Annotated in this window: 22 protein-coding genes and 1 pseudogene; 16 read left to right on the top strand and 7 right to left on the bottom strand. The window is 66.5% G+C overall.

Going from position 1 to position 20,299, the window contains the following annotated elements; translation table 11 throughout:
- Nucleotides 1-209: 209 nt before the first annotated feature.
- Nucleotides 210-1,019, top strand: a complete 810-nt coding sequence (locus ACS5PN_RS09505) for a hypothetical protein (protein ID WP_439463674.1) — start codon at nucleotides 210-212, stop codon at nucleotides 1,017-1,019.
- A 76-nt stretch (nucleotides 1,020-1,095) separates the two neighbouring features.
- Here the strand turns inward: ACS5PN_RS09505 and ACS5PN_RS09500 are convergent, their stop codons facing one another.
- A complete protein-coding gene (locus tag ACS5PN_RS09500; RefSeq protein WP_439463673.1) occupies nucleotides 1,096-1,233 on the bottom strand; it encodes an integrase in 138 nt (45 codons plus the stop codon).
- 55 nt (nucleotides 1,234-1,288) lie between these two features.
- Nucleotides 1,289-1,528: pseudogene (locus ACS5PN_RS09495) on the bottom strand (phage integrase N-terminal SAM-like domain-containing protein); the annotation flags it as partial.
- 645 nt (nucleotides 1,529-2,173) lie between these two features.
- Here ACS5PN_RS09495 and ACS5PN_RS09490 point away from each other — a divergent pair.
- The 15 genes from ACS5PN_RS09490 to ACS5PN_RS09420 all read left to right on the top strand — a co-directional run bounded on the left by ACS5PN_RS09490 (nucleotide 2,174) and on the right by ACS5PN_RS09420 (nucleotide 15,648).
- Nucleotides 2,174-2,551 carry a hypothetical protein gene (locus tag ACS5PN_RS09490; RefSeq protein WP_439463672.1) on the top strand — a complete coding sequence of 126 codons (378 nt, stop codon included), beginning with the start codon at nucleotides 2,174-2,176 and terminating at the stop codon, nucleotides 2,549-2,551.
- 54 nt (nucleotides 2,552-2,605) lie between these two features.
- Entirely contained in the window at nucleotides 2,606-3,106 is a 501-nt protein-coding gene (locus tag ACS5PN_RS09485) for a hypothetical protein (RefSeq protein WP_439463671.1), read from the top strand.
- A 9-nt stretch (nucleotides 3,107-3,115) separates the two neighbouring features.
- Nucleotides 3,116-3,634, top strand: a complete 519-nt coding sequence (locus ACS5PN_RS09480) for a hypothetical protein (protein ID WP_439463670.1) — start codon at nucleotides 3,116-3,118, stop codon at nucleotides 3,632-3,634.
- Nucleotides 3,635-3,710: 76 nt separating this feature from the next.
- The gene (locus ACS5PN_RS09475; RefSeq protein ID WP_439463669.1) at nucleotides 3,711-4,190 is read left to right on the top strand and encodes a hypothetical protein; all 480 of its coding nucleotides are present in this window, start codon (nucleotides 3,711-3,713) and stop codon (nucleotides 4,188-4,190) included.
- A gap of 486 nt (nucleotides 4,191-4,676) precedes the next feature.
- Nucleotides 4,677-5,159, top strand: coding sequence for a GNAT family N-acetyltransferase (locus ACS5PN_RS09470; protein WP_439463712.1), 483 nt, complete (start codon nucleotides 4,677-4,679; stop codon nucleotides 5,157-5,159).
- Between the two features lie 9 nt (nucleotides 5,160-5,168).
- The gene (locus ACS5PN_RS09465; RefSeq protein ID WP_439463668.1) at nucleotides 5,169-5,582 is read left to right on the top strand and encodes a hypothetical protein; all 414 of its coding nucleotides are present in this window, start codon (nucleotides 5,169-5,171) and stop codon (nucleotides 5,580-5,582) included.
- Nucleotides 5,583-5,689: 107 nt separating this feature from the next.
- Entirely contained in the window at nucleotides 5,690-6,184 is a 495-nt protein-coding gene (locus ACS5PN_RS09460; RefSeq protein WP_439463667.1) for a DUF6756 family protein, read from the top strand.
- Nucleotides 6,185-6,193: 9 nt separating this feature from the next.
- A complete protein-coding gene (locus ACS5PN_RS09455; RefSeq protein WP_439463666.1) occupies nucleotides 6,194-6,685 on the top strand; it encodes a hypothetical protein in 492 nt (163 codons plus the stop codon).
- Nucleotides 6,686-7,493: 808 nt separating this feature from the next.
- A complete protein-coding gene (locus tag ACS5PN_RS09450) occupies nucleotides 7,494-8,963 on the top strand; it encodes a PLP-dependent aminotransferase family protein (RefSeq protein WP_439463665.1) in 1,470 nt (489 codons plus the stop codon).
- An 89-nt stretch (nucleotides 8,964-9,052) separates the two neighbouring features.
- Nucleotides 9,053-11,953, top strand: coding sequence for an EAL domain-containing protein (locus tag ACS5PN_RS09445; protein WP_439463664.1), 2,901 nt, complete (start codon nucleotides 9,053-9,055; stop codon nucleotides 11,951-11,953).
- On the top strand, nucleotides 11,950-12,090 hold the full coding sequence (locus ACS5PN_RS09440; RefSeq protein ID WP_439463663.1) for a hypothetical protein: 141 nt from the start codon (nucleotides 11,950-11,952) through the stop codon (nucleotides 12,088-12,090). The genes ACS5PN_RS09445 and ACS5PN_RS09440 overlap by 4 nt, the downstream gene beginning before the upstream one ends.
- Nucleotides 12,087-12,938, top strand: a complete 852-nt coding sequence (locus tag ACS5PN_RS09435) for an HDOD domain-containing protein (RefSeq protein WP_439463662.1) — start codon at nucleotides 12,087-12,089, stop codon at nucleotides 12,936-12,938. The genes ACS5PN_RS09440 and ACS5PN_RS09435 overlap by 4 nt, the downstream gene beginning before the upstream one ends.
- Nucleotides 12,939-12,947: 9 nt before the next feature.
- On the top strand, nucleotides 12,948-13,844 hold the full coding sequence (locus ACS5PN_RS09430; RefSeq protein ID WP_439463661.1) for an ATP-binding protein: 897 nt from the start codon (nucleotides 12,948-12,950) through the stop codon (nucleotides 13,842-13,844).
- Nucleotides 13,841-15,136 (top strand): HD domain-containing phosphohydrolase, encoded by a 1,296-nt coding sequence (locus ACS5PN_RS09425; protein WP_439463660.1) that lies wholly within the window; start codon nucleotides 13,841-13,843, stop codon nucleotides 15,134-15,136. The genes ACS5PN_RS09430 and ACS5PN_RS09425 overlap by 4 nt, the downstream gene beginning before the upstream one ends.
- Nucleotides 15,133-15,648 (top strand): response regulator, encoded by a 516-nt coding sequence (locus ACS5PN_RS09420; protein WP_439463659.1) that lies wholly within the window; start codon nucleotides 15,133-15,135, stop codon nucleotides 15,646-15,648. The genes ACS5PN_RS09425 and ACS5PN_RS09420 overlap by 4 nt, the downstream gene beginning before the upstream one ends.
- A gap of 134 nt (nucleotides 15,649-15,782) precedes the next feature.
- On the opposite strand, the gene ACS5PN_RS09415 is transcribed toward ACS5PN_RS09420, so the two are convergent.
- From ACS5PN_RS09415 to ACS5PN_RS09395, 5 genes are all read right to left on the bottom strand, one after another.
- Entirely contained in the window at nucleotides 15,783-16,514 is a 732-nt protein-coding gene (locus ACS5PN_RS09415) for a hypothetical protein (protein ID WP_439463658.1), read from the bottom strand.
- 127 nt (nucleotides 16,515-16,641) lie between these two features.
- Nucleotides 16,642-17,706: a ribosome small subunit-dependent GTPase A gene (gene rsgA, locus ACS5PN_RS09410; protein ID WP_439463657.1), complete on the bottom strand. Its 1,065-nt coding sequence runs from the start codon at nucleotides 17,704-17,706 to the stop codon at nucleotides 16,642-16,644.
- A 280-nt stretch (nucleotides 17,707-17,986) separates the two neighbouring features.
- Complete coding sequence (locus ACS5PN_RS09405) at nucleotides 17,987-18,202, bottom strand: hypothetical protein (RefSeq protein ID WP_439463656.1); 216 nt, start codon at nucleotides 18,200-18,202, stop codon at nucleotides 17,987-17,989.
- A gap of 62 nt (nucleotides 18,203-18,264) precedes the next feature.
- Complete coding sequence (locus ACS5PN_RS09400; protein WP_439463655.1) at nucleotides 18,265-19,605, bottom strand: HAMP domain-containing sensor histidine kinase; 1,341 nt, start codon at nucleotides 19,603-19,605, stop codon at nucleotides 18,265-18,267.
- The gene (locus tag ACS5PN_RS09395) at nucleotides 19,602-20,258 is read right to left on the bottom strand and encodes a response regulator (protein WP_439463654.1); all 657 of its coding nucleotides are present in this window, start codon (nucleotides 20,256-20,258) and stop codon (nucleotides 19,602-19,604) included. Before ACS5PN_RS09395 ends, ACS5PN_RS09400 begins: the two co-directional genes overlap by 4 nt.
- Nucleotides 20,259-20,299 lie beyond the last annotated feature (41 nt).

The following is a 20,299-nucleotide window of genomic DNA, read 5'->3' as shown; positions in this document are numbered from 1 at the left end:
GTCGATCCTGCGTGCCGCCGCTCTGACCCATCATCTGCTTGCCCTCCGCCGCCGCGATGCAAGAACTTAGGTCAGCAGACGCAGATTGCCATCGGGTTTTTCAACAGAATCGGCTGTGAGCTGCCATTCGCAGCGAAGCCGTCCGGCGACGAACTTTGAGCTGGAAAATAGTCGCGCAATGTTCGAGTTCATCAACCCCAAGATCCACTATGAAAGCCCAGCTCATGCGCCCGGCCTTAATCGGTATCGGCCTCACCATCCTCATGGCGCTGACCTCGGTCAAGGCGGCGCCGCAGGTTGAGCAACTGGGCATCAACATCGCCGAGCCCATCGTTCGGCCCGATTTCAAGGACCGCATCTGGACGCTCGAAGGCAGTGAGCTCTCGCCGGTGTCGCACAGCGTGGTGCTGGCGAATCCGCGCGACATTGACCGCTACCAGGCTGACTGGCCTCCTGGTCAGCCGGCACCACAAACAGTCTTCGTAGCCGGTGTTGGGTACTTGAGCTCATCGTCGGGCGCCAAAAACACGTTTCTGATTAACACAGGCAACGGACCGCGCAACCTTGCTTTGCTCGTCGCGGTGATTCCGGCCGAAGGCCTTACCAACGCGCGCTTGTCGCTCTTTGATCCCAGAAGCACGGTGCCGCAGTGCCAGATTCCGATCACGGTGCGACCGGGATCGCACGACTACGGCAATTGGCAAGTGCTGGGCGTTTACCGCCTTGCCAAGGGCGCCTACATGGCGTGGTTAGAGGCCTCAGGAGGCGATGGCGGGTACACATGGTCCTCCCACGTCTTCGCGCGTTTCGGAGAACGCTGCGAACTCCTGAGCCACCAAATTGTCCACGTCGCGGCAGGGGGCGCTGACGCCGGCCGGGTATGCAGCGCTGGGATGCCGGCGCCGCAGACGCTCATTGCTCCCCAGGCCGACGGTAGTGTGCGAACCAAGAAGCCGCCGCGGAACTGCGCGAAGGTCAGAATGTCCGACGGCGACCCGGGCATTCGCGTGGGCGGGTAGCGTCCGCTTCCGCTGCGAAGCCGACCTAGACCCGGTTGGGCCCATCAGACGGCAGGTTCAGGCTGATTGCTGAAGTTCACCAACGACTGCTTTGCGGCGCCTCAACACTGGTCAATGAGTCCAACGGGCTGCGCACTGCGCCACCACCCATCCGCAACACGTGGGTGTAGATCATCGTCGTTGCCACATCCGCGTGGCCCAGGAGTTCCTGCACGGTGCGAATGTCGCTGGCTGGACGGTGACAGCTGACGCTCAGCTGCCAGGTGCGTCAAGAACGCCTCGACTTCTGCGCCGCCCATCTCAGAGGGATGCTTGAGCCCGTGATAGCGAATGAACGCGCGCGCCCAGTACACATAGGCCCGCTCCGTCTGCAGACTGTAGTGAACCAGCCGGCAACGCTCGCGAATCTGATCCAAAAGTCGTACCGAGCGAAGTGGCGGGAGCTCGATAACCGGCTGTGGACGTAGGGTTCCCCGGGATGCGCTACGACTTGAGGGCGATGGCAACATGACGGCAAGCCTTCCTCCTGGGAGGTGCCGCGCAGACCCGCCAGGACAGATGTAACGGGCGCGGCTTTTGCCGTCGAAAATAATACTGTATAAATAAACAGTCAAGAGGGAGGAGGATTTGATGCGACAAGAGCTTAGGCGCCTCTCGCCGCCGCGGTTAGCGCGCGGCCTCCCGTGTTATCCGACACTTCCTGTCGGTATATAACTAGTTAGGCCTTAAATCCATGAATCGCCCTTCGCGGATAGTTGCGTGCTTGGCCGCTGGACTCAGTCTTTCTATTGGCGTAATGGTGGCGAACTTCATCTTGAAGCAGTCGACCTCGGTCCTGCGATCAATGCTCTACCTAAGCCCAATGGTCCTTGGCACACTCTTGCCAATAGCTATTGCGGGGTTCGCGGCGATGTGGCAACTGACCAGACAGCCTCGAAATAACGCGCTGGCGATTTCTCTTGGCCTTCTCGTGGCGGCATGCATCGGCTGGTACGCAATCGACAAGCCGCCGCTAGTGAATTGGTTGCTTCCGCCGGCGCAGGTTAAGTAGTGGGCATGTTCAGGCCTAACCAGTCGCTCGAGCCGACTCGCGTCGGCAGGCCGCCGCTCGCGGCTCAGCTTCAATGTTAGACATTTCTACTTCCCAGATGCACATGCGCTCAATCCTCCTGCCATTGGCCGCCGCGGCATTCCTCGTGGGGTGCTCCCCTACCCAGGAAGGAAAACCAACGGACTGGTCGGCATTGGGGCTCCAAGGCAAGACGCTGGATCTAATTGACGACTCGAAAATTGAGACCTACGCGTTTGCCGAGCAAGGTCTTGCCGCCGCAACCTTCGGAACAAAGGGTGGTGCTGTTACCGCGCCGCTCTTCTACTGGCGAGTCGAGGGCCAGTCTCTCGTCATCTCGGAGTCACCCGGGCAGCAAGGGGTGGAGGAACTTGGGACGCCAAAAATTCAAGGGGACGTTGTAAGTGCCAAGCGCAAATCAGGAGCCAGCGTCCGGTACCGCTTGGTGAAGTCCAATGTCTAACCTTTTTCTGCAGCGGACGGCTTCGCCGCTCGCTGAGCGCGAGCGTTATAGCTCATGAAGATAGTGCTCGCGTTTATCGTGGCGGCGATTGTTCCGGCAACTCTCATGACGCTCTGGTATCTGTATGGCCAGTTCAGCATGTTTCCTTCTGACGATCCGTACATCTGGGTCCGAACCAAAGGCGTTCTGGGTCTGTTCGCCATGATTTCCTCGGCGCATGTCGTATTGCTCGGCCTCCCTGCCTACGCACTTTTGCGATGGCGTAATGCGGTGCGTTGGTGGTCAATTCTTGCAAGCAGCTTCTTGCTTGGCGCGGCACCAACGGCAATCTGGTCTTGGCCGCTGCGGTATGCCGACCTCAAGACAAGTGCCACCTTTGATGGCGTGCAAACAATGATTGACGGCAACCCAACGACCGCCGGATGGTTGCAGTACGGGCAGGGTGTCCTATTCTTTGGAGCTTGGGGTTTGATTAGCGGCTTGGCCTTCTGGCTCGCATTGCGCGCAACGAGCCATAACCGGTCATTGCATCGGACCGCCTTCGGCGTCCGATGAATTTCAACGTTGAACGTCATGAAGGGTCACCGCGAGAGCCTCATAGAAGTCGCAGTTGCAGACGCTGACTTGCCGCGCGAGTTCGCAACCCGCCTGGTGAATGCGGCTCCGTGGCTCGACGGTACGGTAGAGCTAAGTGAAGAACTTGCTCCTCAACTTCTTGCAGATGAGGCTGCCGAGTTTGGGGTCAGCTTGACGAAGGTCCGGGAATTCGTTGATCGCTACAACACACTTGTTCTTTCGCACAACAACCCGCACGCGTCGCGGCAGAGCGAGGCGTATGTCGAAATCGGTCAGGTGCTCAGTGACTTTGGCCGAGCTGACGCCTTTGGCGAAGGCGACTATTGGCTTGTTGACGACTCGTTCTCGACCAAGAATCCAGTGATCTTGGTCTACGAAAGCTTCCGGTTTCCGCCAACAGCGCTGTCGAAGTTGCAGGAGCTGCTCAATCAATACAACGGAGTCTTCTCTGAACTACGGATCAACACGGACTTCGGCTCGGAAGTCGTCACACTTCGACCAAGATGACGTCCAACCCTTCATTGCAGCGGACCTGCGCCAGCTGCGCTGGCTGGTCCGCTGAACTCGCACGTTGAGCGTCGCCATGACACCGTTCTCCTGCCGCATCCGTGAAGAAGTCCTTGCCGCATATCCGGAGTGGGTGCGCTACTCCAGCGAAGAACGGTGGAAAGACAGCGATCCGTACTTCGTCGTCCAAGTGCCCGCGCCAGAAGGCGCGGCGGCGACTCTGCCACTGCGTATAAGCACCTGGGATGAAGAGGTCACCATTGACTTCGACTACTACCACACGCATTTTGAGCGTTGGAATCCTGAACCAGGAGATTCAATACACGAGTCCGCCTCGCTCTACGTACGCGACCTCCTCGCTGAGAAAATTGCGGTTGCGTCGTGGTGGCAAGAGGAACATTGCAAGGTCTGCGCTCAGCATCTACCCGGTGCTCCGCTCGCGCCGCCGGTCAAGGTCTCCTACACACAGGTTCGAGTTCGCTCGTGGCAGGGCACTCACAATGTCGAAAGCGATACCCAACCTATTGCTGCAGCGGACGGCTCCGCCGCCCGCTGAGCGCAAACGTTATGCCGCAACGTAAGTACAGCGTGGTGCCGGGACATCCAAAGCACTATCCAGGCCGTCTGGCTCGCATGCAGCCCGAGAGGTTCCGTGGGGTCATCCGCAGCTGTTCGGTTCGGCTTAGAAATACATCTGGCGTCGCAAAGCGCATCATGGCTCGTCGGGTTGAGCGTTATGTGCACGAATACGTCCGCCGGTTTGGAATCGACGCTTTCGTTGAGGAGGCACACCACTTACTCAAGCCGGTGCGCCGCCGCAACTGGTTGCCTGGTGGATACGCGCATTGGACAGCGCGAGCAGAGAAGGCGGACGGTAGTGGCCATACGGCATAACAGGTCCTTCGACACGGACGCGCGGGTGCGTTCGCTCTCTCCGGTCGCGGCCGTCGCGCGCGCCTGTCAAGTCCAACGTTAGACGTCAGTGGGGAGCGCTGTGCTTATTCGTCCCTTTCGATCAGGTGAAGAGCGCGCCTTGCATGCCGTGTTTCACTCTTCGATTCACGGGCTAGCGAGCAAGGACTACTCGACGGAACAGATCGAAGCCTGGGCGCCTGTGAACCTCGACCAAGACCTGTGGTCACGGCGGATGCATGGAATCCAGCCGTTTGTCGTTGAGCACGATGGCGAAGTCGTGGCGTACGCCGACGTGCAAGCCAGTGGCTACATCGACCACTTCTTCGTCAGCTTGGGGCATGCCGGGCGCGGCGTCGGCAGTATGCTGATGACGCATCTACATGAAGTGGCGCGCAATAGTGGGCTTTCCCTACTTTCATCCGACGTCAGTCGAACCGCCCAGCCGTTCTTCGAGAAGTTCGGCTTCCGGGTCGTCGAGCAGAGGTCGCCTGTTCTTCGGGGAGTCGTTATTCCGAATGCACTTATGCACAAGGAGATGACGTCTAACCACTTCATCGAGGAGATGCCCAACCGGCTGCGCCGGTCGGTCACCCCTCATGTCAAACGTTGAGCGTCCACGATGAAACGGCTCTCTATCGCTCTAGCCGCCTTCCTGCTTCACGCCTCGGCGCATTGCGTGCCGATTTGCGCGGCTCAATTCACGGAGTTTCTGGGGCGATTCGAGCGTGCCGAGATTGATCAGGCCAAGCACACAAAGTTCCCCCTGCTCTATTCATATCCAGATCACGACGACCCAAACTTAAAGCAGAAGACGCTTCGACTTGATCGTCCTAGTGCTGAGAAGTACGAGTCTTTTCCATCCCCTGGCAAGCAGGCTAGCCTCAGGCTTGAGCGAACCATTGCAAACGTCGGAACGGGCCGCTGCGCGGTGAAATTCCAGGTGCCTGATTCGGATGTGTATGCGATGACATTCACATTCGCCCGCTGGGGTAGGAGTTGGCGACTCGTTGCTGTAGAGGACTTTTCACTATGAGGTTTGCAGACTGCTCGTTCGGCCGAGGACGCTCAACCCTTTGCTTCAGCGGACGGCTTCGCCGCCCGCTGAGCGCGAACGTTGAACGGCATCAGCACTGCACTGATATGCAATCGATCGCCCACGAAATCGCGAGCGCCGCGGAGCGGCTCGACCTTGATCCCGCTGCAGTTGTCCGTCTTCCTGCTGAAGACAGCGAGCGTGTCTACAGGGCTGCGCTGAAGCGGTTCGTCGGGTCCGATGACCGGCGGTGGTGGTGGGAGGCATTCAAAGAGCCAGGTGTTTCGCTGCCGTTCGTTGCTGGGGATGGCTGGCGTAAGCTTCCAAGAATCGTCCCGAGACCCTCGGAACCCGTCTGGTTCATCGCTGAAGACGATCAATTGCCTCAGTACCCAGTGTTCGAGATGTCCGCTGAGGTAGCGTCAAAGATCATCGGCGAGTGCTACGGCTTCGAGTACTACCTGATCGCAAAGGACCTCAGTTGGCTAGTCTGCGAAACGCATCACAACGTAATCTGCGCGGTTGGCGCTGCTGTGGAGTACAGGTTGCTTGAGCATGCTGTTCAACCCGTTGCTCCAGCGGACGGCTCCGCCGCCCGCTGAGCGCCAACGTTGAGCATCACCAAGACGATGGGCGACATTCCCCAGACGATTGAATCCACATTTGCAGCCGCCGGCTGGACACGCTGTTCGTATCTTGATCAGTCAGACGAATGCCAGTCCGCAGAGGCGTTTGTGGCAGCGATCCTGGCTCAGTTTTCCGGTCTGCATGTGGGGCAATGCGGCCCGGGTACGCAGCAAGCTGCAAGCGATATCGACTTCTACCGCGCAGCTCGCCCCGAAGTCGCCGCGATAGTCGCGCCATGGCAGAGCCTGGTTGGAAACTGCGAAGCGTTTGCAACGGCGCACCATGACCACATGATCCTGCTCGTCAACGACGATGGCGCGTACTTCGCGTTCACTGATCCCGATGACCGGCTGTACCGATTCAATGGCGGCTTTGGCGATTTCATGGAAGCATTGCTCTTGGGCTATCCATTCGGGGCGGCGCTTCCGCGCGATGCTCAACCTTTCGCTGCAGCGGACGGCTTCGCCGTCCGCTGAGCTTCCACGTTAGGCCCCAACGAATGCTCCACGAGCTCTGGACCTATGCGTCTGGTCAGACGTTCTGCCTAGCTGGACCGGCCGGAGAGAGAAGTCGTGCTCTGCTAGAGCCAGATGCTCGGCTTGTCTGGACTGTCGAGGCTGACAGTGCTCTAGAGGCGATGACGAAATACTACGAGTACATGGGCTGGGGCCCGTACAAGTCCGCGTTCATAGAAATCGACGCGCAGCCATACTCGGAGCGAGATGACATATTCCCGTCAACCTGAGCGAGGCCAGGGGCCTAACCAGTCGCTCGAGCCGACTCGCGTCGGCAGGCCGCCGCTCGCGGCTCAGCTTCAACGTAGAGCCACCTGATCCGCGGTAGTTCCGCTTCCGAACGTAGAGCGGCCGCTCGCGGTCCTGCCGCGGACGACAGCAACCAGCCGATTCTGTTGAAAAACTCGGATTTGACGAGATCGACGGTGCGATTCGGGCCTAGAAGTTCGTCGCGTCTACCAGGACGGCCCGCCGGGCCAAGCGCTACGGCGGTCGCGCCTGAGACCCTTTACGTGGCGCTGAAGGCCAAGCACGTTTGATCCGTGATCTGCGCCCGGTAAATCAGCTCAGCTCGAAGGTCTTCCTCAACCGAGTTTTTCAACAGAATCGGCTGATTGCAGTCGCTTGGATGGAGCGAAGTGGCCGTCTGCTTTCGAGCCGGTGCTGACCTCCGACAGCTGTCGGTGCTTGCATCGCCGCGCCCAAGCCCTAGACTGCCCCTACGCCACCCCACCCAGCCGGCAGTCGACCGAGGCGCGGTGCCGACACGATGCGTGATCGCTCCACCGCCGCCTCCACGAGGTTCGAACTGCTCGCCCGCGAACTCGAACAGCAGATCGCTGCCGGCGTGCTGCGGCCGGGGGACCGCCTGCCGTCCGTACGCCAGGCCTGCGCCAGCCGGGGCGTGAGCCCCAGCACGGTGTTCCAGGCCTACTACCTGCTCGAGTCCCGGGGCCTCGTGCGCGCCGTGCCGCGCTCGGGCTATTTCGTCGCCGCGCGCGCGGGTGGCGTGCTGCTCGCCGAGCCTAAGACCTCGGAGCCGCAATCGGGCTCGCAGCCGGTCGAGGTCAACGACCTGGTCTACACCTGCCTCGGCGCGGCCCGTGCGCGCGACATCGTGCCCTTCGGTTCGGCCTTCCCGAGCCCGACCTTGTTTCCGCTGGATCGGCTGCGCCGCGCGCTGGTGTCGAGCACGCGGCGGCTCGAACCCTGGAGCATGGTCGAGGACCTGCCGCCGGGCAACCTGCGGCTCAAGCGCGAGATCGCCAAGCGCTACCTGCGCCAGGGCATGACCGTGGCCACCGACGAGATCGTGCTGACCCACGGCGCGATGGAGGCGCTGAACCTGTGCCTCAACGCCGTGACACGGCCGGGTGATGCGGTGGTGGTCGAGTCGCCGACCTTCTACATGGCGCTGCAGGCGCTGCAGCGCCTGGGCCTGCACGCCATCGAGGTGCCCACGCATGTGCGCGAGGGTATCGATCTCGGCCGCCTGGCGCAGGTGCTGAAGCTCTACCGCCCCAGGGCCTGCTGGTTGATGACGAGCTTCCAGAACCCGCTCGGTAGTCTGATGCCCGAAGCGAAGAAGCGCGACCTCGTCGAGCTGCTGGCCCGCCACGACGTGCCGCTGATCGAGGACGACGTCTATGCCGAGCTCTACGAGGGCCAGGTGGCGCCGCTGCCGGCCAAGGCCTTCGACCGCCGCGGCCTGGTGCTGCACTGCTCGTCGTTCTCGAAATGCCTGGCGCCGGGCTACCGCGTCGGCTGGGCCGCGCCCGGCCGGCTGGCGCGCGAGGTCGAGCGGTTGAAGCTGATGACCAGCCTGTCTGGCTCCATCCCGGTGCAGGCGGCGCTGGCCGAGTACCTGCAGGAAGGCGGCTACGACCGCCACCTGCGCAGCCTGCGCGAGTCGCTGCAGGCGCAGCGCAACAGCCTGTTCGATGCCGCGAGCCGGCACTTCCCCGACGGGACGCGCGTGGCGCGGCCGGCCGGCGGCTACTTCGTCTGGGTCGAACTGCCCGGCAGCGTCGACGTGATGGCGCTGCACCGCGCCGCGCTGGCACAGCGCATCAGCCTAGCCCCAGGGCCGATGTTCTCGGCACGCGCCGAGTTCCAGCACCACATCCGGCTGACATGCGGGCAGCCGTGGGACGGCACGCTCGAACGCGCCATGCGCACGCTGGCGCGCCTGGTCGACGACGCCGCGCGCGCAGGAAAGCCCACGCCTGCTCTGGTCTGATCCGGTCGTCGGTGGCCGCAACTGCTCACGCCACCGGCGCAGGCCGCCGGGCAGAGTGAAGGCATGTGCACAACCACCCTGCCTCGCGTATGCCGTACCGCCATACCGCGCTGACGCTGGTGCCGGCCAGCCACCCCGCATCCAGTCCCGAACTGTCCCTGCACGAGGTGATGGACAGGTTGGGCCCCTCCGTCTTTGCCGGCCTGCTCGATGTCGACGGCAGGCTGTGCTACGCCAACCAGGCCGCGCTGCAGGCCATCGGCAGCACGCCGGAGCAGGTGATCGGCCGCCTCTTCGACGCCACGCCCTGGTGGCAGGGCTGCGAGTTGTCGCAGCGGCGCGTGCGGCAGGCGCTGGCCAGCGCGGCGCGCGGCGAAGCCTCGCGCTTCGACGTGCGCATCACCACCGCCAGCGGCGCCACGCTGGCCATGGATTTCTCCTTGCTGCCGCTGTTCGGCCCGGACGGACGCGTGCTCTGGCTGATCCCGTCCGCACGCGACGTCAGCGAGCGTGACCAGGCGCAGCGCCAGCTGCTGCTGACCCGCAACGCCGTCGAGCAGGCTCACGATGCGTTGATGCAGGTCGGGCCGGACGGGGCCTTCCGAGATGCCAACGCCGCCGCCTGCCGGCTGCTGGGCCTGACGCGCGAGCAGCTGCTGCGGCTGCGCGTAAGCGACGTCGACACCCAGGTCGACGAGACGCAGTGGCCGCTGCGCTGGCGCGAGATGTGCGAGCGCGGTGCCTTGCGCTTCGAGACCAGCCTACGCCACCCCGACGGCCATGAGATTCCGGTCGATGTCTCCGTCAGCCTGGTGAGCAGTGGCGACGAGATCTTTGCCCATGTCAGCGTCGACGACCTGCGCGAACGCCGCGCCGCCGAACGCCGAATCCAGCAACTGCTGCAGTTCGATGAGCTGACGGGGCTGCCGAACCGCCAATTGCTTTACGAGCGGCTGGGCGCGATCTTGCAGACCGGTGCCGAAACCGGGGTGCTCTTGCTGGAGATCGACCGTTTCAAGCGCATCAACGACGGCCTCGGCACACCTATCGGCGACGCGGTGCTGCGCGAAGCGGCCCAGCGCATCGCCGCCACCGTGCGCAGCATCGACCTGGTGGCGCGGCGCGGGGGCGACGAGTTCGTGGTCGTGATGCCGGCCCCTTCGGTTCCGGCGCTGGATACGGCGCAGACGCTGCTGAATGCCATCGCCCGGCCGATGCTCATCGACGGGCACGAGATTCACATCACCTGCAGCATCGGCATTGCCTCGGCACCCGCAGACGGTGAGCATGCCGACACCCTGGTGCGTCGCGCCAACGCCGCGCTGCACCGGGCCCGGCTGCTGGGGCGCAACCAGGCCAGCGTCTACGCGGGTTCGCCGCATGACGACGACCCCGAGCGGCTGGCGCTGGAGACTGCGCTGCGCCGGGCGCTGCGCGACGACCAGCTCGAACTGCACTACCAGCCGCAGCTCGACCTGGGCCATGGCCGCATCGTCGGTGTCGAGGCGTTGCTGCGCTGGCGGCACCCGACGCTGGGGGCCATCGCACCGGATCGATTCATTCCCATCGCCGAGGAGACCGGTCTGATCGTTCCCATCGGCGACTGGGTGCTGCGCCGCGCCATCGAGCAGGCGGCGAGCTGGCAGCGCGCTGGGCTGCCGCCGCTGCGCATGGCGGTCAATCTGTCGGCGCGCCAGCTGCTGCAGCCCGACCTGACACGGCGCATCGAGGCCCTGCTCGCCGCCAGCGGCCTCGACCCGCGGCGCTTCGGCGTCGAGGTCACCGAGAGCATGCTGATCGCCAACTTCGACCAGGCGGTGCAGCACCTGAACGCGCTGCGCGCGCTCGGCGTCGAGGTTTCGCTCGACGACTTCGGCACCGGCTATTCCAGCCTGAGCTATCTGCGCCGGTTGCCGGTGGACGTGGTCAAGATCGACCGCTCGCTGGTGCCCGACGTCAGCGCCCCGGCCGAAGCGGTGTCGATCACGCGCGCCATCATCACGATGGCCCAGCAGCTGCAGATGAAGGTGCTGGCCGAGGGGGTCGAAAGCGAGGGCCAGGCGGCGCTGCTGGCGGCCAGCCAGTGCGACCAGATGCAGGGCTACTGGTTCAGCGCCCCGGTGCCGGCAGACGCCGTCGAGGCCATGCTGCGCCAGGGCCGGCAGATCGACGCGGCGCTGATCGGCCGGCGTTCGCGGCAGCGCACCCTGCTGCTGGTTGACGACGAGGAGAACATCCTCGCCGCGCTGCGCCGGCTGCTGCGCGCCGAAGGCTGGCTGGTGCTCTGCGCCGGCAGCGCCGAGCAGGCGCTCGAGCTGATGGCGCGGCACGAGATCGACGTCATCCTGTCCGACCAGCGCATGCCCGGTATGACCGGCGTCGAGCTGCTGCGCCGGACTCGCCAGCTCTACCCGGAGACGATCCGTCTGGTGCTGTCGGGCTACACCGAGCTGCAGTCGATCACCGACGCGATCAACGAGGGCGCGATCTACAAGTTCCTCGCCAAGCCCTGGGACGACGAGCAGCTCCGCGCCCATCTGCGCGAGGCCTTCGCGATGAAGGAGATGACCGACCAGAACCGCCGCCTCGGTCTGGAAGTGCAGGCCGCCAACCGCGAGCTGGCCGAGCTGAACCGGCGCCTGCAGACGCTGCTGAGCGCCCAGCGCGAGCAGAACCTGCGCGAGGTCGGCAGCCGCGAGGCGGCGCAGGAGCTGCTGGATGCCATGCCCGTGCCGATGCTCGGCGTCGACGACGAGGGCCTGCTGGTGTTCGCCAATGCGCCGGCCCGTGCGCTGTGCGGGCTGGCCGGCGAGCGGCTGGGTGAGCCGGCCGGCGAGCAGCTGGCGCCCAGCCTGCGGCAGGCGCTGGAAGGCACCGCCATGTTGGTCACGCTGGCCGGGCGCCGCTGGTGGGCGATCAGCCGCCTGTTGGACGGCAACGCACGCGGCCGCTTGCTGGTGCTGTTGCCACAAACCGAGGCTTCGAAATGAGCAGTCCAAACATCCCCGAAAAAAAACCGGTGGAGCCGGCGGCGCTGGCGCAGCTGTTCCGCCACAGCCTGCGCGACGGGCGGGTGCACCCGCTGCTGCATCCGGTGCGGCGCTACCGCCAGGAGTCGCCGCAATGAGCACGGCCTCGCAAGCAATCACCCGCGACGAGCTGCTCGCCGCGCTGCGCGACCTGCCGCCGCTGCCGTCGCTGGTGCTCGAACTGGTCGAGTCGCTGGGCCAGGAAGGGCTCAGCGCCGAGCGGTTCGCGACCAAGATCTCGCAGGACCAGGCCCTGGCCGCCAAGACGCTGCGCCTGGCCAACTCGTCGTTCTACGGCCGCGGCCGGCGGGTCGGGTCGGTGGCCGAGGCGATCGGCGTGCTGGGCCTGCGCACCGTGCGCGGGGTCGTCACGGCCGCGGGCCTGGCCGGCAGCTTCCGCCGCCCCGCCGACTTCGACCACAACGCCTTCTGGCGCCACTCGCTGGCCAGTGCGCTGAGCGCTCAGGCGCTGGCCAACGAACTGGGGCGCGACGACGCCGACCTGGCCTTCACGGTCGGGCTGCTGCACGACATCGGGCGGCTGGCCCTGGCCAGCGCATTCGCGCCGGCCTATGCCGAGGTCGAACGCTGGCGGCGCGAGCAGGACTGCCCCGCCGACGACGCCGAGCGCGCCGTGCTCGGCATCGATCACGCCGAGGTGGGCGGGCTGATCGCCGGGCATTGGAACTTCTCGCCGGCCATCGTCGACGCCATCCGCGAGCACCACGCACCGCCGGCCACGGCCGGGCTGACGCTGACCGGAGTCGCCCATGTCGCCGACGCTATCGCCCACGCGCTGGGACTGGCCGGCGATGGCGACGAGGCGGTTCCAGACCTGGCGCTGCCGACCTGGGCCGCTTGCGGCCTGGACGACGCCGCCTGCCAGCGGGTGTTTGCGCACACCGAGGCCCAGTTCGAGGCCATCTGCGAGGCGCTGCTTCACTGAAGGACCCCCATGACCGACTCCGAACTCCTCTCGCTGCAACGCGCCAACCAGGAGCTGCGCGCGCTGAACGACAGCCTGCGCAGCGCGCATGACCAGTTGCTGCAGGCCGAACGGCTGGCCTCGATCGGCCAGCTCGCCGCTGGAGTGGCGCACGAGATCAACAACCCGATCGGCTATGTGTTCTCCAACTTCGGCACGCTGCAGGCCTATCTCGAGCGCCTGTTCGAGATGCTCGAAGCCTACGAGCAGGCTGAAGTCGCGCTGGCCGGCAGCGCCGTCGCCGAGCAGCTCGCGGCCCTGCGCGAGCGGGTCGAACTCGACTACCTGAAGCAGGACATCCCGATGCTGATGGGCGAGTCGAAGGAAGGCCTCTCCCGGGTGCGCCAGATCGTCCAGGACCTGAAGGACTTCTCGCGCGTCGACACCCACCAGGAATGGGTCTGGGCCTCGCTGCACCAGGGCATCGACTCGACGCTGAACATCGTCGCCAACGAGATCAAGTACCGGGCCGACGTGAAGCGCGAGTACGGCGATCTGCCCGACATCCAATGCCTGCCCTCGGAGCTGAACCAGGTGTTCCTGAACCTGCTCGTGAACGCGGCCCACGCGATCGGCCCCGAGCGCGGCCTGATCGTCGTGCGCAGCGGCGACGCCGGGGACAAGGTCTGGGTCGAGGTCGAGGACGACGGCTGCGGCATCGCACCCGAACACCTGACGCGCATCTTCGACCCCTTCTTCACGACCAAGCCGGTCGGCCGCGGCACCGGCCTGGGCTTGTCGCTGGCCTACGGCATCGTGCAGAAGCACCAGGGCCGCATCGATGTGCGCAGCGAGCCGGGCCGCGGCTCGTGCTTCCGCGTCACCTTGCCCGTGCGGCGCCCCAACACCGTGGGGGGCGCGGCATGAGCGCCGACACGACACCCTGGACCCTGCTCGCGGTCGACGACGAGCCCAACATCCTGGCCGCGCTGCGGCGGCTGTTCCGCAGCACCGGCTGGCGCGTCCTGACCGCAGCGAACGCCGAGGAGGCGCTGGCCCTGCTCACCAGCGAGCCCGTCAACGCCGTGCTGTCGGACATGCGCATGCCGGGTATGGACGGCGTGCAGCTGCTCGAACGCGTCAGCCAGGGCTGGCCGCACACCGCGCGCCTGCTGCTGACCGGCCAGGCCGACCTGGGCTCGACCATCGCCGCCATCAACCACGGCCGCGTGCACCGCTACATCGCCAAGCCCTGGAACGACGACGAGCTGCTGCTGACGCTGAGGCAGGTCGCCGAGATCCAGCAGCTCGAAACCGACAAGCGGGCGCTGGAGCGGCTCACGCAACAGCAGAACCACGAGTTGAAGACGCTGAACTCGAGCCTGGAGATCCGCGTCGCCTCGCGCACCGAGGAGCTGGCCGCTGCCAACGACCGGCTCAAGCGCAACTACCTGACGTCGATCAAGGCCTTCACCGCGCTGATCGAGCTGCGCGACCGCGCCCAGGTCGGCCACGCGCGCCAGGTCGCCGACCTGACGCGGCGCATCGCGCAGGCGATGACGCTTGACGCCAACACCGCGCACGATCTGCCGATCGCCGCGCTGCTGCACGACATCGGCCACATCGGCCTCAGCGACGCCGTGCTGGCGCGGCCGCTGAACAAGCTCGACCGCGACGAGCTACGCCGCTACCGCCTGCACCCCGTGCTCGGCGAGCAGGCCCTGCTGGCCAGCGACGACATGCAGGGCGTGGCGCCGCTGATCCGCGCCCACCACGAGCGCTGGGACGGGCAAGGCTTCCCCGACGGCCTGCGCGGCACGTCCATCCCGCTCGGCGCCCGCATCCTGGCGGTGGCCGATGCCTACGAGGACCTGCGCAGCGGCCACATCGACGGCCTGGCCCTGAGCCCCTTCGAGGCCCGCCAGGCGGTGATTGCCGGCCGCGGCAGCCAGTTCGATCCGGGCGTCGTCGATGCTTTCATCAGCCTGTTCTCGGGCGTACCGGCCCGGCCCAAGCCCGCGATGCTGCGCCTGCCCACCGCGGAGCTGCGCGCCGGGCAAGTTCTCGCGAAGGACTTCATGTCGCCCGAGGGCGTGCTGCTGCTGTCGGCCGGCCAGCGGCTCGGCGACGACTTGATCGAGCGCATCCAGGGCTTCGAGCGCAAGCATGGCCTGAGACTGCTGCTGTCCATCCAGCCGCCGCAGGAGGGCGGGCGATGAAGCGCCTGCTCATCGTCGACGACGAGGCGCCGGTGTTGCAGGCGCTGCGCCGCCTGCTGCAGCGGCGGTTCACGCCGCAGCAGCTCAGCGTGGTGCTGTGCAGCGATCCGCTGCAGGCCCTGCAGCGCCTGCAGCACGAGCGCTTCGACGTGCTGATCAGCGACTACCGCATGCCGGGCCTGGACGGCGTGAGCCTGCTCGCCCAGGCCCGCGAGCTGGACCCGCGTGCAGTGCGCCTGATGCTCAGCGCCGCGGCCGACTTCGGCACGCTGCTGGCCGCGGTGAACCGCGCCGGCGTGTTCCGCTTCATCCCCAAGCCGTGGAACGAAGCGCAGCTGCTCGCCGACCTGCAGGCCGCGCTGGCGTTCGACCCCAGCGCGATGCCCAGCGCCTACGAGCTGGAACGGCGCCGGCTGGAAGCGCTGGAGCCGGGAATCACCCAGGTCGACTGGGGCCCGAACGGCGAGGTGCTGATGCCGGACCCGCTGCCTACCGGGCCGGGCGAGACCTGAGACCGCTGCGGAGCGGTTGTTGCCATGTGGCATACGGCTCCGGGCATGTCTCGCGGTTGACCGCTTTGGGCCATCCGGCGGTCCGCTAAGGCTCGAGGTTGAATGGCGGCAACCGCTGCAAAGCAGACCGCTCCTCAGCGCTCCGCCGGCTGTTTCACCATCTGCGCAAAGTCCAACTGCCGCCTGTCCCTCAGCGCCTCGGCCATGAACTGGAACTGGTAGTAGCCATACTTGAGCGGCTCGCGGGCCAGGGCTCGGTAGTTGGCGCCGAAGTAGGCGACCGGGTCCTCGCCCGCCGGTGTCGGGTTGGGCAGATGAGCCGCTGCATCGGCAGCGAGCTTTTCGAGCTGGGCCAGATAGCGCTCGCCGCCCGGCTGGGTGCGCCAGAAGGCCACGGCCAGACGGTTGGCGTTGTTCTCGTTGCCGTAGAGCGTGGGCTCGCGCCGGCTGGCGTTGTTCTGGAACCAGTGGCCGGCCTCGTGGGCGATCAGGAAGCTGTTGAAGAAGGCGCGGAACAGCCGCTCGGCGCCGGCGTCGGTGCCGTCGGCGAACTGGCGAAAGATTGCGCGCATCTCCGGAGGCTGGCTGTCCCACCAGGGCAGCACGATGGTGTTGGACGCCGCATTGAAGAAGATGAGCTGGGGAGTGTTGCGCACCTCGATGGCCGGCGTCGCGGCGAGCATGCCGCCGCGGGCCTTGGCCACCTCGGCCGCGAAGGCCTCGGCCACGGCCTGCGCGCCCAGGCGCAGCTCGGCCTCGCTGGCGTAGCTGACCTGAGGCATGGGCTCGGGCGAGCCCGGCCCGTGAGCACAGCCCGCCACCAGGGCGGCGACGAGGATGAGAGACAGACGCCTGATCTTCTGCATGAACCCCTCCTTGGCAGGCCTCGCCGCCCGCGGTCGGCGGCAGAGCTGAATGATCGGGGAGTCGGGCAGAACGGGCGAGGTGAAGACTGCCAGACAGCAGCGAAGCAGCTGTGGCAGTTGTCGGCCCTCATGTGCGCTTCTCCCGGGCCCGCTGGCTGCCGGCCTTGCCGATGGCCTTCCATTTGTTGCGCTGCTCGATGCGCTCCAGCGCCGTCATGTCGACGCGCTGCGCGTCGCGCATCAGCTTCTGGTAGTTCTCGATGCGGTCGGCGGCGACATGCGCACGCACGGCACAGCCGGGCTCGTTGTCGTGGCGGCAGTCGCGGAAGCGGCATTGCCGGGCCAGGGCCTGCACGTCGTCGAAGGTGGCTGCGAGTGTCTCGGCATCGGCGTCGGGTCGGAAGGTGCGCAGGCCCGGCGTGTCGATGATGCAGGCACCGACCGGGCAGCGATGAAGCGAGCGTGCCGTCGTCGTATGGCGGCCGCGGCCGTCGCTGCTGCGCACGCCGCCCGTCAGCTGCCCGGCCTGGGCCAGGGTGTTGATGAGGGTCGACTTGCCAGCGCCCGACGAGCCGAGCAGCACCAGGGTCTGGCCCGCATGCAGCCAGGGGCCGATGTCCGTGCAGGTCTGGCGCGACAGGCCGTTGACCGGCAGCACCGGCACGGTGGCGGGCAGGCGGGCATACATCTCGGCGACCCGCGCCTTGGCATCGGGCGCGATGTCGAGCTTGGTCAGCACGACGACCGGGGCCACATCGCAGGCGCGCACCATGGCGATATAGCGCTCCATGCGGCGGGCGTTGAAGTCGGCGTCCAGGCCCATCACCAGCAGGGCCGCGTCCACATTGCTGGCGAGCGGCTGGCGCCGCCCGTCGTTGGCGCGCCGCGCGATCTGGGTGACGGGGTCCAGCCGGTCGACGATCCAGGCCTGGCCGTGGGTGTCGATGTGCAGGCTGATCCAGTCGCCGATGGTCAGCTGCTGGCCCTGGGCCTGCAGCTGCTGCACCAGCCGGGGCCGTTCGCGTGCCGTGTGTTCGATGCGGCCGTCGTCCAGCGTGAAGCGGTCACGCTGGACTTCGATGACGCGGGCCAGACGCAGGCCCGGTTCAGAGGTGTTGAGTTGTGCCGCCTGGCTGGCGATGGCGGGCGTGAGGCCGAGAGCGCGCAGCGCCTCGAATTCGATGTCGATCATGGGAGTCCAAAGAGTTGGCTCGTCCGCGCGTGCGCGGACCCGTCCCCTGCGCAGTGGCGCAAGGGTCAGAAGGGGAGGGGGAGCCGGCCGCGGTTGACGCGGCGATCAATGGACTCGCAAGGAACCTGCGATGAACGCAGGGTCTGGCGCAGTTTCAGTGGTGCTGGACGTCCAGCGCAGCCGACTTGAAGAAGGCGACACGATCTGCTCGTTCCATGGTCATCTCCCGCGTGGCTGGGTTGAGGAAGGGCGCAAGTCTGCCAGCGGCGCGTGGCGCACGTCAACCGGCGATCTCGGCGTTTTGCCGACGGGCTTGCTGTTCGTGTTGGGACAACACGACGACGCCGTAGCGTCTCGCATTCAGCACGCGCAGCGCACCGCGGCCGGCCCGGTCCGCCAGGCGCGCGTTGGCATAGGGACCCAGCCGCTTGGACGGAAACACGCCCTCGCCATCGACGATCTCGATCCAGTAGCTGTCATCAGGTTCATCAGCCATGTCATGCCTCCGCAAACTGCCCGGTTCGCAGTCTGCAGACCGCCGGTGAGGCCAATATGAGCTCAGCGTGAAGTGCCGCGCTCGAAAACGAAGGCGCAGCCGCGCCCGTCCAGGCCGTCTTCGATATGGATGCGGCCGCCCAGCCGCAGCGCGGCGCGGCGGGTGATGGCCAGGCCCAGGCCGGTGCCGCTGACGTCGCCGCCCGCGGCGCCGCGCCAGAAGCGCTCGAAGGCGGCTTCGCGCTGCTCGCGCGGGATGCCGGGGCCGTCATCGGCGACGCGCAGCCTCCAGGCGCTCGTGCCGCCTTGCAGCGTGACGGCGATGCGCCCGCCGCGCGGCACATAGCGCAGCGCGTTGTCGACGAGGTTGTTCAGCACCGACTCGAAGGCCATGCGGTCCAGGTGGGCGGACAGGGCGGGAGGCGCTTCGAGGGACAGATCGAGGCCCAGATCGAGGGCGCGAGGCGCGGCTCGGGCCAGCGCCTGCTCAACGAGGCCCGCGACGTCGATGGGCTCTGCCGGCGCGCTGCGGCCTTCGTCCAGCGTGGCCAAGGTCAGCAGCTGGCGGCTCAGGTGGGCGGCGCGCTGCAGGGCGGCGTCGAGGGCCGCCGCGGCCTGCCGGCGTTCGTCGGCGTCGGCGGCATGGGCCAGCAGATGGGCCTGGGTCGCAACCACGGCCATGGGCGTGCGCAGTTCGTGGGCCGCGTCCTGCACGAAGGCGCGTTCGCGCTGCAGCTGGGCGCGCAATCGGGCGAGCAGGTCGTCGAAGGCGGCGGCCAGCGGCTTGAGTTCCTCATGCTGCGGCGTGAAGCCCAGCGGCGACAGGTCCTGCGCGTCGCGCCGGGCGACGGTATCGGCGAGCCGGTTCAGCGGCTTCATGCCACGCCGCACGGCAATCCAGATCGGCAGCAGTACGAGGGGGAAGGCCAGCAGCAGCGACCCCGCCAGCTCGCTGCCCAGCCAACCCAGCACGGTGGCGTCGCCGACGCGCGGCTCGGCGAGCTGGAGGCGCCAGGGGCCGGCCCGTGCGCGGCCTATCCAATGCGTTGCCTCGGTCATGGCAGCGGCGCCGGGTGTGGCGAACACGGCCCGGCCATCGCCGGCCGTCAGGCTGAATTCGACGTCGCCCTTCAGCACGCCGCCGTCGCGACGCAGCCGGTTCAGCTCACGGGCGCGGGCCTGGACGACGAGGGTCGCGTCGCGCGCATCGGCAACCTCGGCCAGCGAGGCGGCAATGGCGTCGGCCAGGGTCTGGACGCCGGGGCGCTCGTCCATGCCGCGCTTGAACTCGACAAAGTCCAGGGCCAGCAGGGCCATGGCGACAAGGGCAAAGGCCAGCAGCAGGGCGCCGAGCACGCGGCGCAGCAGCGTGGGCCGCCACAGCGGTTGCAGCAGGGCTTTCACGCGACGAGCTGGTAGCCGATGCCACGCACGGTGCGGATGCGCTCGGCGCCGATCTTCCTGCGCAGATTGCTGACATGCATCTCCAGCGTCGCGGCGTCGACCGCCTCGCCCAGGGGTTCGAGGCGCTGGGCGATGCGGCCCTTGGCAACGACGGCGCCGGGCTCGCGGGCCAGTTCGATGAGGAGCTGGAACTCGCGGCCCGTCAGCGCCAGTGCCTCGCCGGCCAGTCGCACGGCATGGCTGCGCGGCTCGATGACGAGGTCGCCGAACTGCCAGCTCTCGTGGGCCTGGCGGGCGCTGCGGCGCACCACGGCGTGGATGCGCGAGACCAGCTCGGGGATGGCGAAAGGCTTGAGCACGAAGTCGTCGGCGCCACCGTCGAGGCCGGCCAAGCGGTCTTCCAGCGCGGTACGGGCGGTGATGACGATGACGGGGGTGGCGGCGTCGGCGCGGCGCCAGCGGGCCAGCAGTTCGAAGCCGCTGCCGTCGGGCAGGCCGAGGTCCAGCAGCACGCAGTCGGCGGCAATGTCGGCCAGCTGCACGGGCGCGTCCTGCGCGCGGCGCAGCCATTCACAGCTGAAGCCCTGCTGGCGGAAGGCGGCCTGCAGGCTGCGGCCGAGGTCCAGGTCGTCTTCGATGAGCAGCAGATGCATGGCGGGCGATTGTGGCGGGCCAAGCTCAAGTGCGGCCAAAG

Source organism: Roseateles sp. NT4 (assembly GCF_051857475.1).
GTDB lineage: Bacteria > Pseudomonadota > Gammaproteobacteria > Burkholderiales > Burkholderiaceae_C > Pelomonas.
Note: the sequence above shows the minus strand (reverse complement) of the source record. Positions and strands in the feature narration are given on the sequence as shown.

Excerpts from the sequence above, each read along its gene's own strand:
- ACS5PN_RS09505 (WP_439463674.1), top strand. The coding sequence starts at position 210 with ATGAAAGCCCAGCTCATGCGCCCGGCCTTAATCGGTATCGGCCTCACC.
- ACS5PN_RS09490 (WP_439463672.1), top strand. The coding sequence starts at position 2,174 with ATGCGCTCAATCCTCCTGCCATTGGCCGCCGCGGCATTCCTCGTGGGG.
- ACS5PN_RS09485 (WP_439463671.1), top strand. The coding sequence starts at position 2,606 with ATGAAGATAGTGCTCGCGTTTATCGTGGCGGCGATTGTTCCGGCAACT.
- ACS5PN_RS09475 (WP_439463669.1), top strand. The coding sequence starts at position 3,711 with ATGACACCGTTCTCCTGCCGCATCCGTGAAGAAGTCCTTGCCGCATAT.
- ACS5PN_RS09465 (WP_439463668.1), top strand. The coding sequence starts at position 5,169 with ATGAAACGGCTCTCTATCGCTCTAGCCGCCTTCCTGCTTCACGCCTCG.
- ACS5PN_RS09460 (WP_439463667.1), top strand. The coding sequence starts at position 5,690 with ATGCAATCGATCGCCCACGAAATCGCGAGCGCCGCGGAGCGGCTCGAC.
- ACS5PN_RS09450 (WP_439463665.1), top strand. The coding sequence starts at position 7,494 with ATGCGTGATCGCTCCACCGCCGCCTCCACGAGGTTCGAACTGCTCGCC.
- ACS5PN_RS09445 (WP_439463664.1), top strand. The coding sequence starts at position 9,053 with ATGCCGTACCGCCATACCGCGCTGACGCTGGTGCCGGCCAGCCACCCC.
- ACS5PN_RS09440 (WP_439463663.1), top strand. The coding sequence starts at position 11,950 with ATGAGCAGTCCAAACATCCCCGAAAAAAAACCGGTGGAGCCGGCGGCG.
- ACS5PN_RS09435 (WP_439463662.1), top strand. The coding sequence starts at position 12,087 with ATGAGCACGGCCTCGCAAGCAATCACCCGCGACGAGCTGCTCGCCGCG.
- ACS5PN_RS09430 (WP_439463661.1), top strand. The coding sequence starts at position 12,948 with ATGACCGACTCCGAACTCCTCTCGCTGCAACGCGCCAACCAGGAGCTG.
- ACS5PN_RS09425 (WP_439463660.1), top strand. The coding sequence starts at position 13,841 with ATGAGCGCCGACACGACACCCTGGACCCTGCTCGCGGTCGACGACGAG.
- ACS5PN_RS09420 (WP_439463659.1), top strand. The coding sequence starts at position 15,133 with ATGAAGCGCCTGCTCATCGTCGACGACGAGGCGCCGGTGTTGCAGGCG.
- ACS5PN_RS09415 (WP_439463658.1), bottom strand. The coding sequence starts at position 16,514 with ATGCAGAAGATCAGGCGTCTGTCTCTCATCCTCGTCGCCGCCCTGGTG.
- rsgA (WP_439463657.1), bottom strand. The coding sequence starts at position 17,706 with ATGATCGACATCGAATTCGAGGCGCTGCGCGCTCTCGGCCTCACGCCC.
- ACS5PN_RS09405 (WP_439463656.1), bottom strand. The coding sequence starts at position 18,202 with ATGGCTGATGAACCTGATGACAGCTACTGGATCGAGATCGTCGATGGC.
- ACS5PN_RS09395 (WP_439463654.1), bottom strand. The coding sequence starts at position 20,258 with ATGCATCTGCTGCTCATCGAAGACGACCTGGACCTCGGCCGCAGCCTG.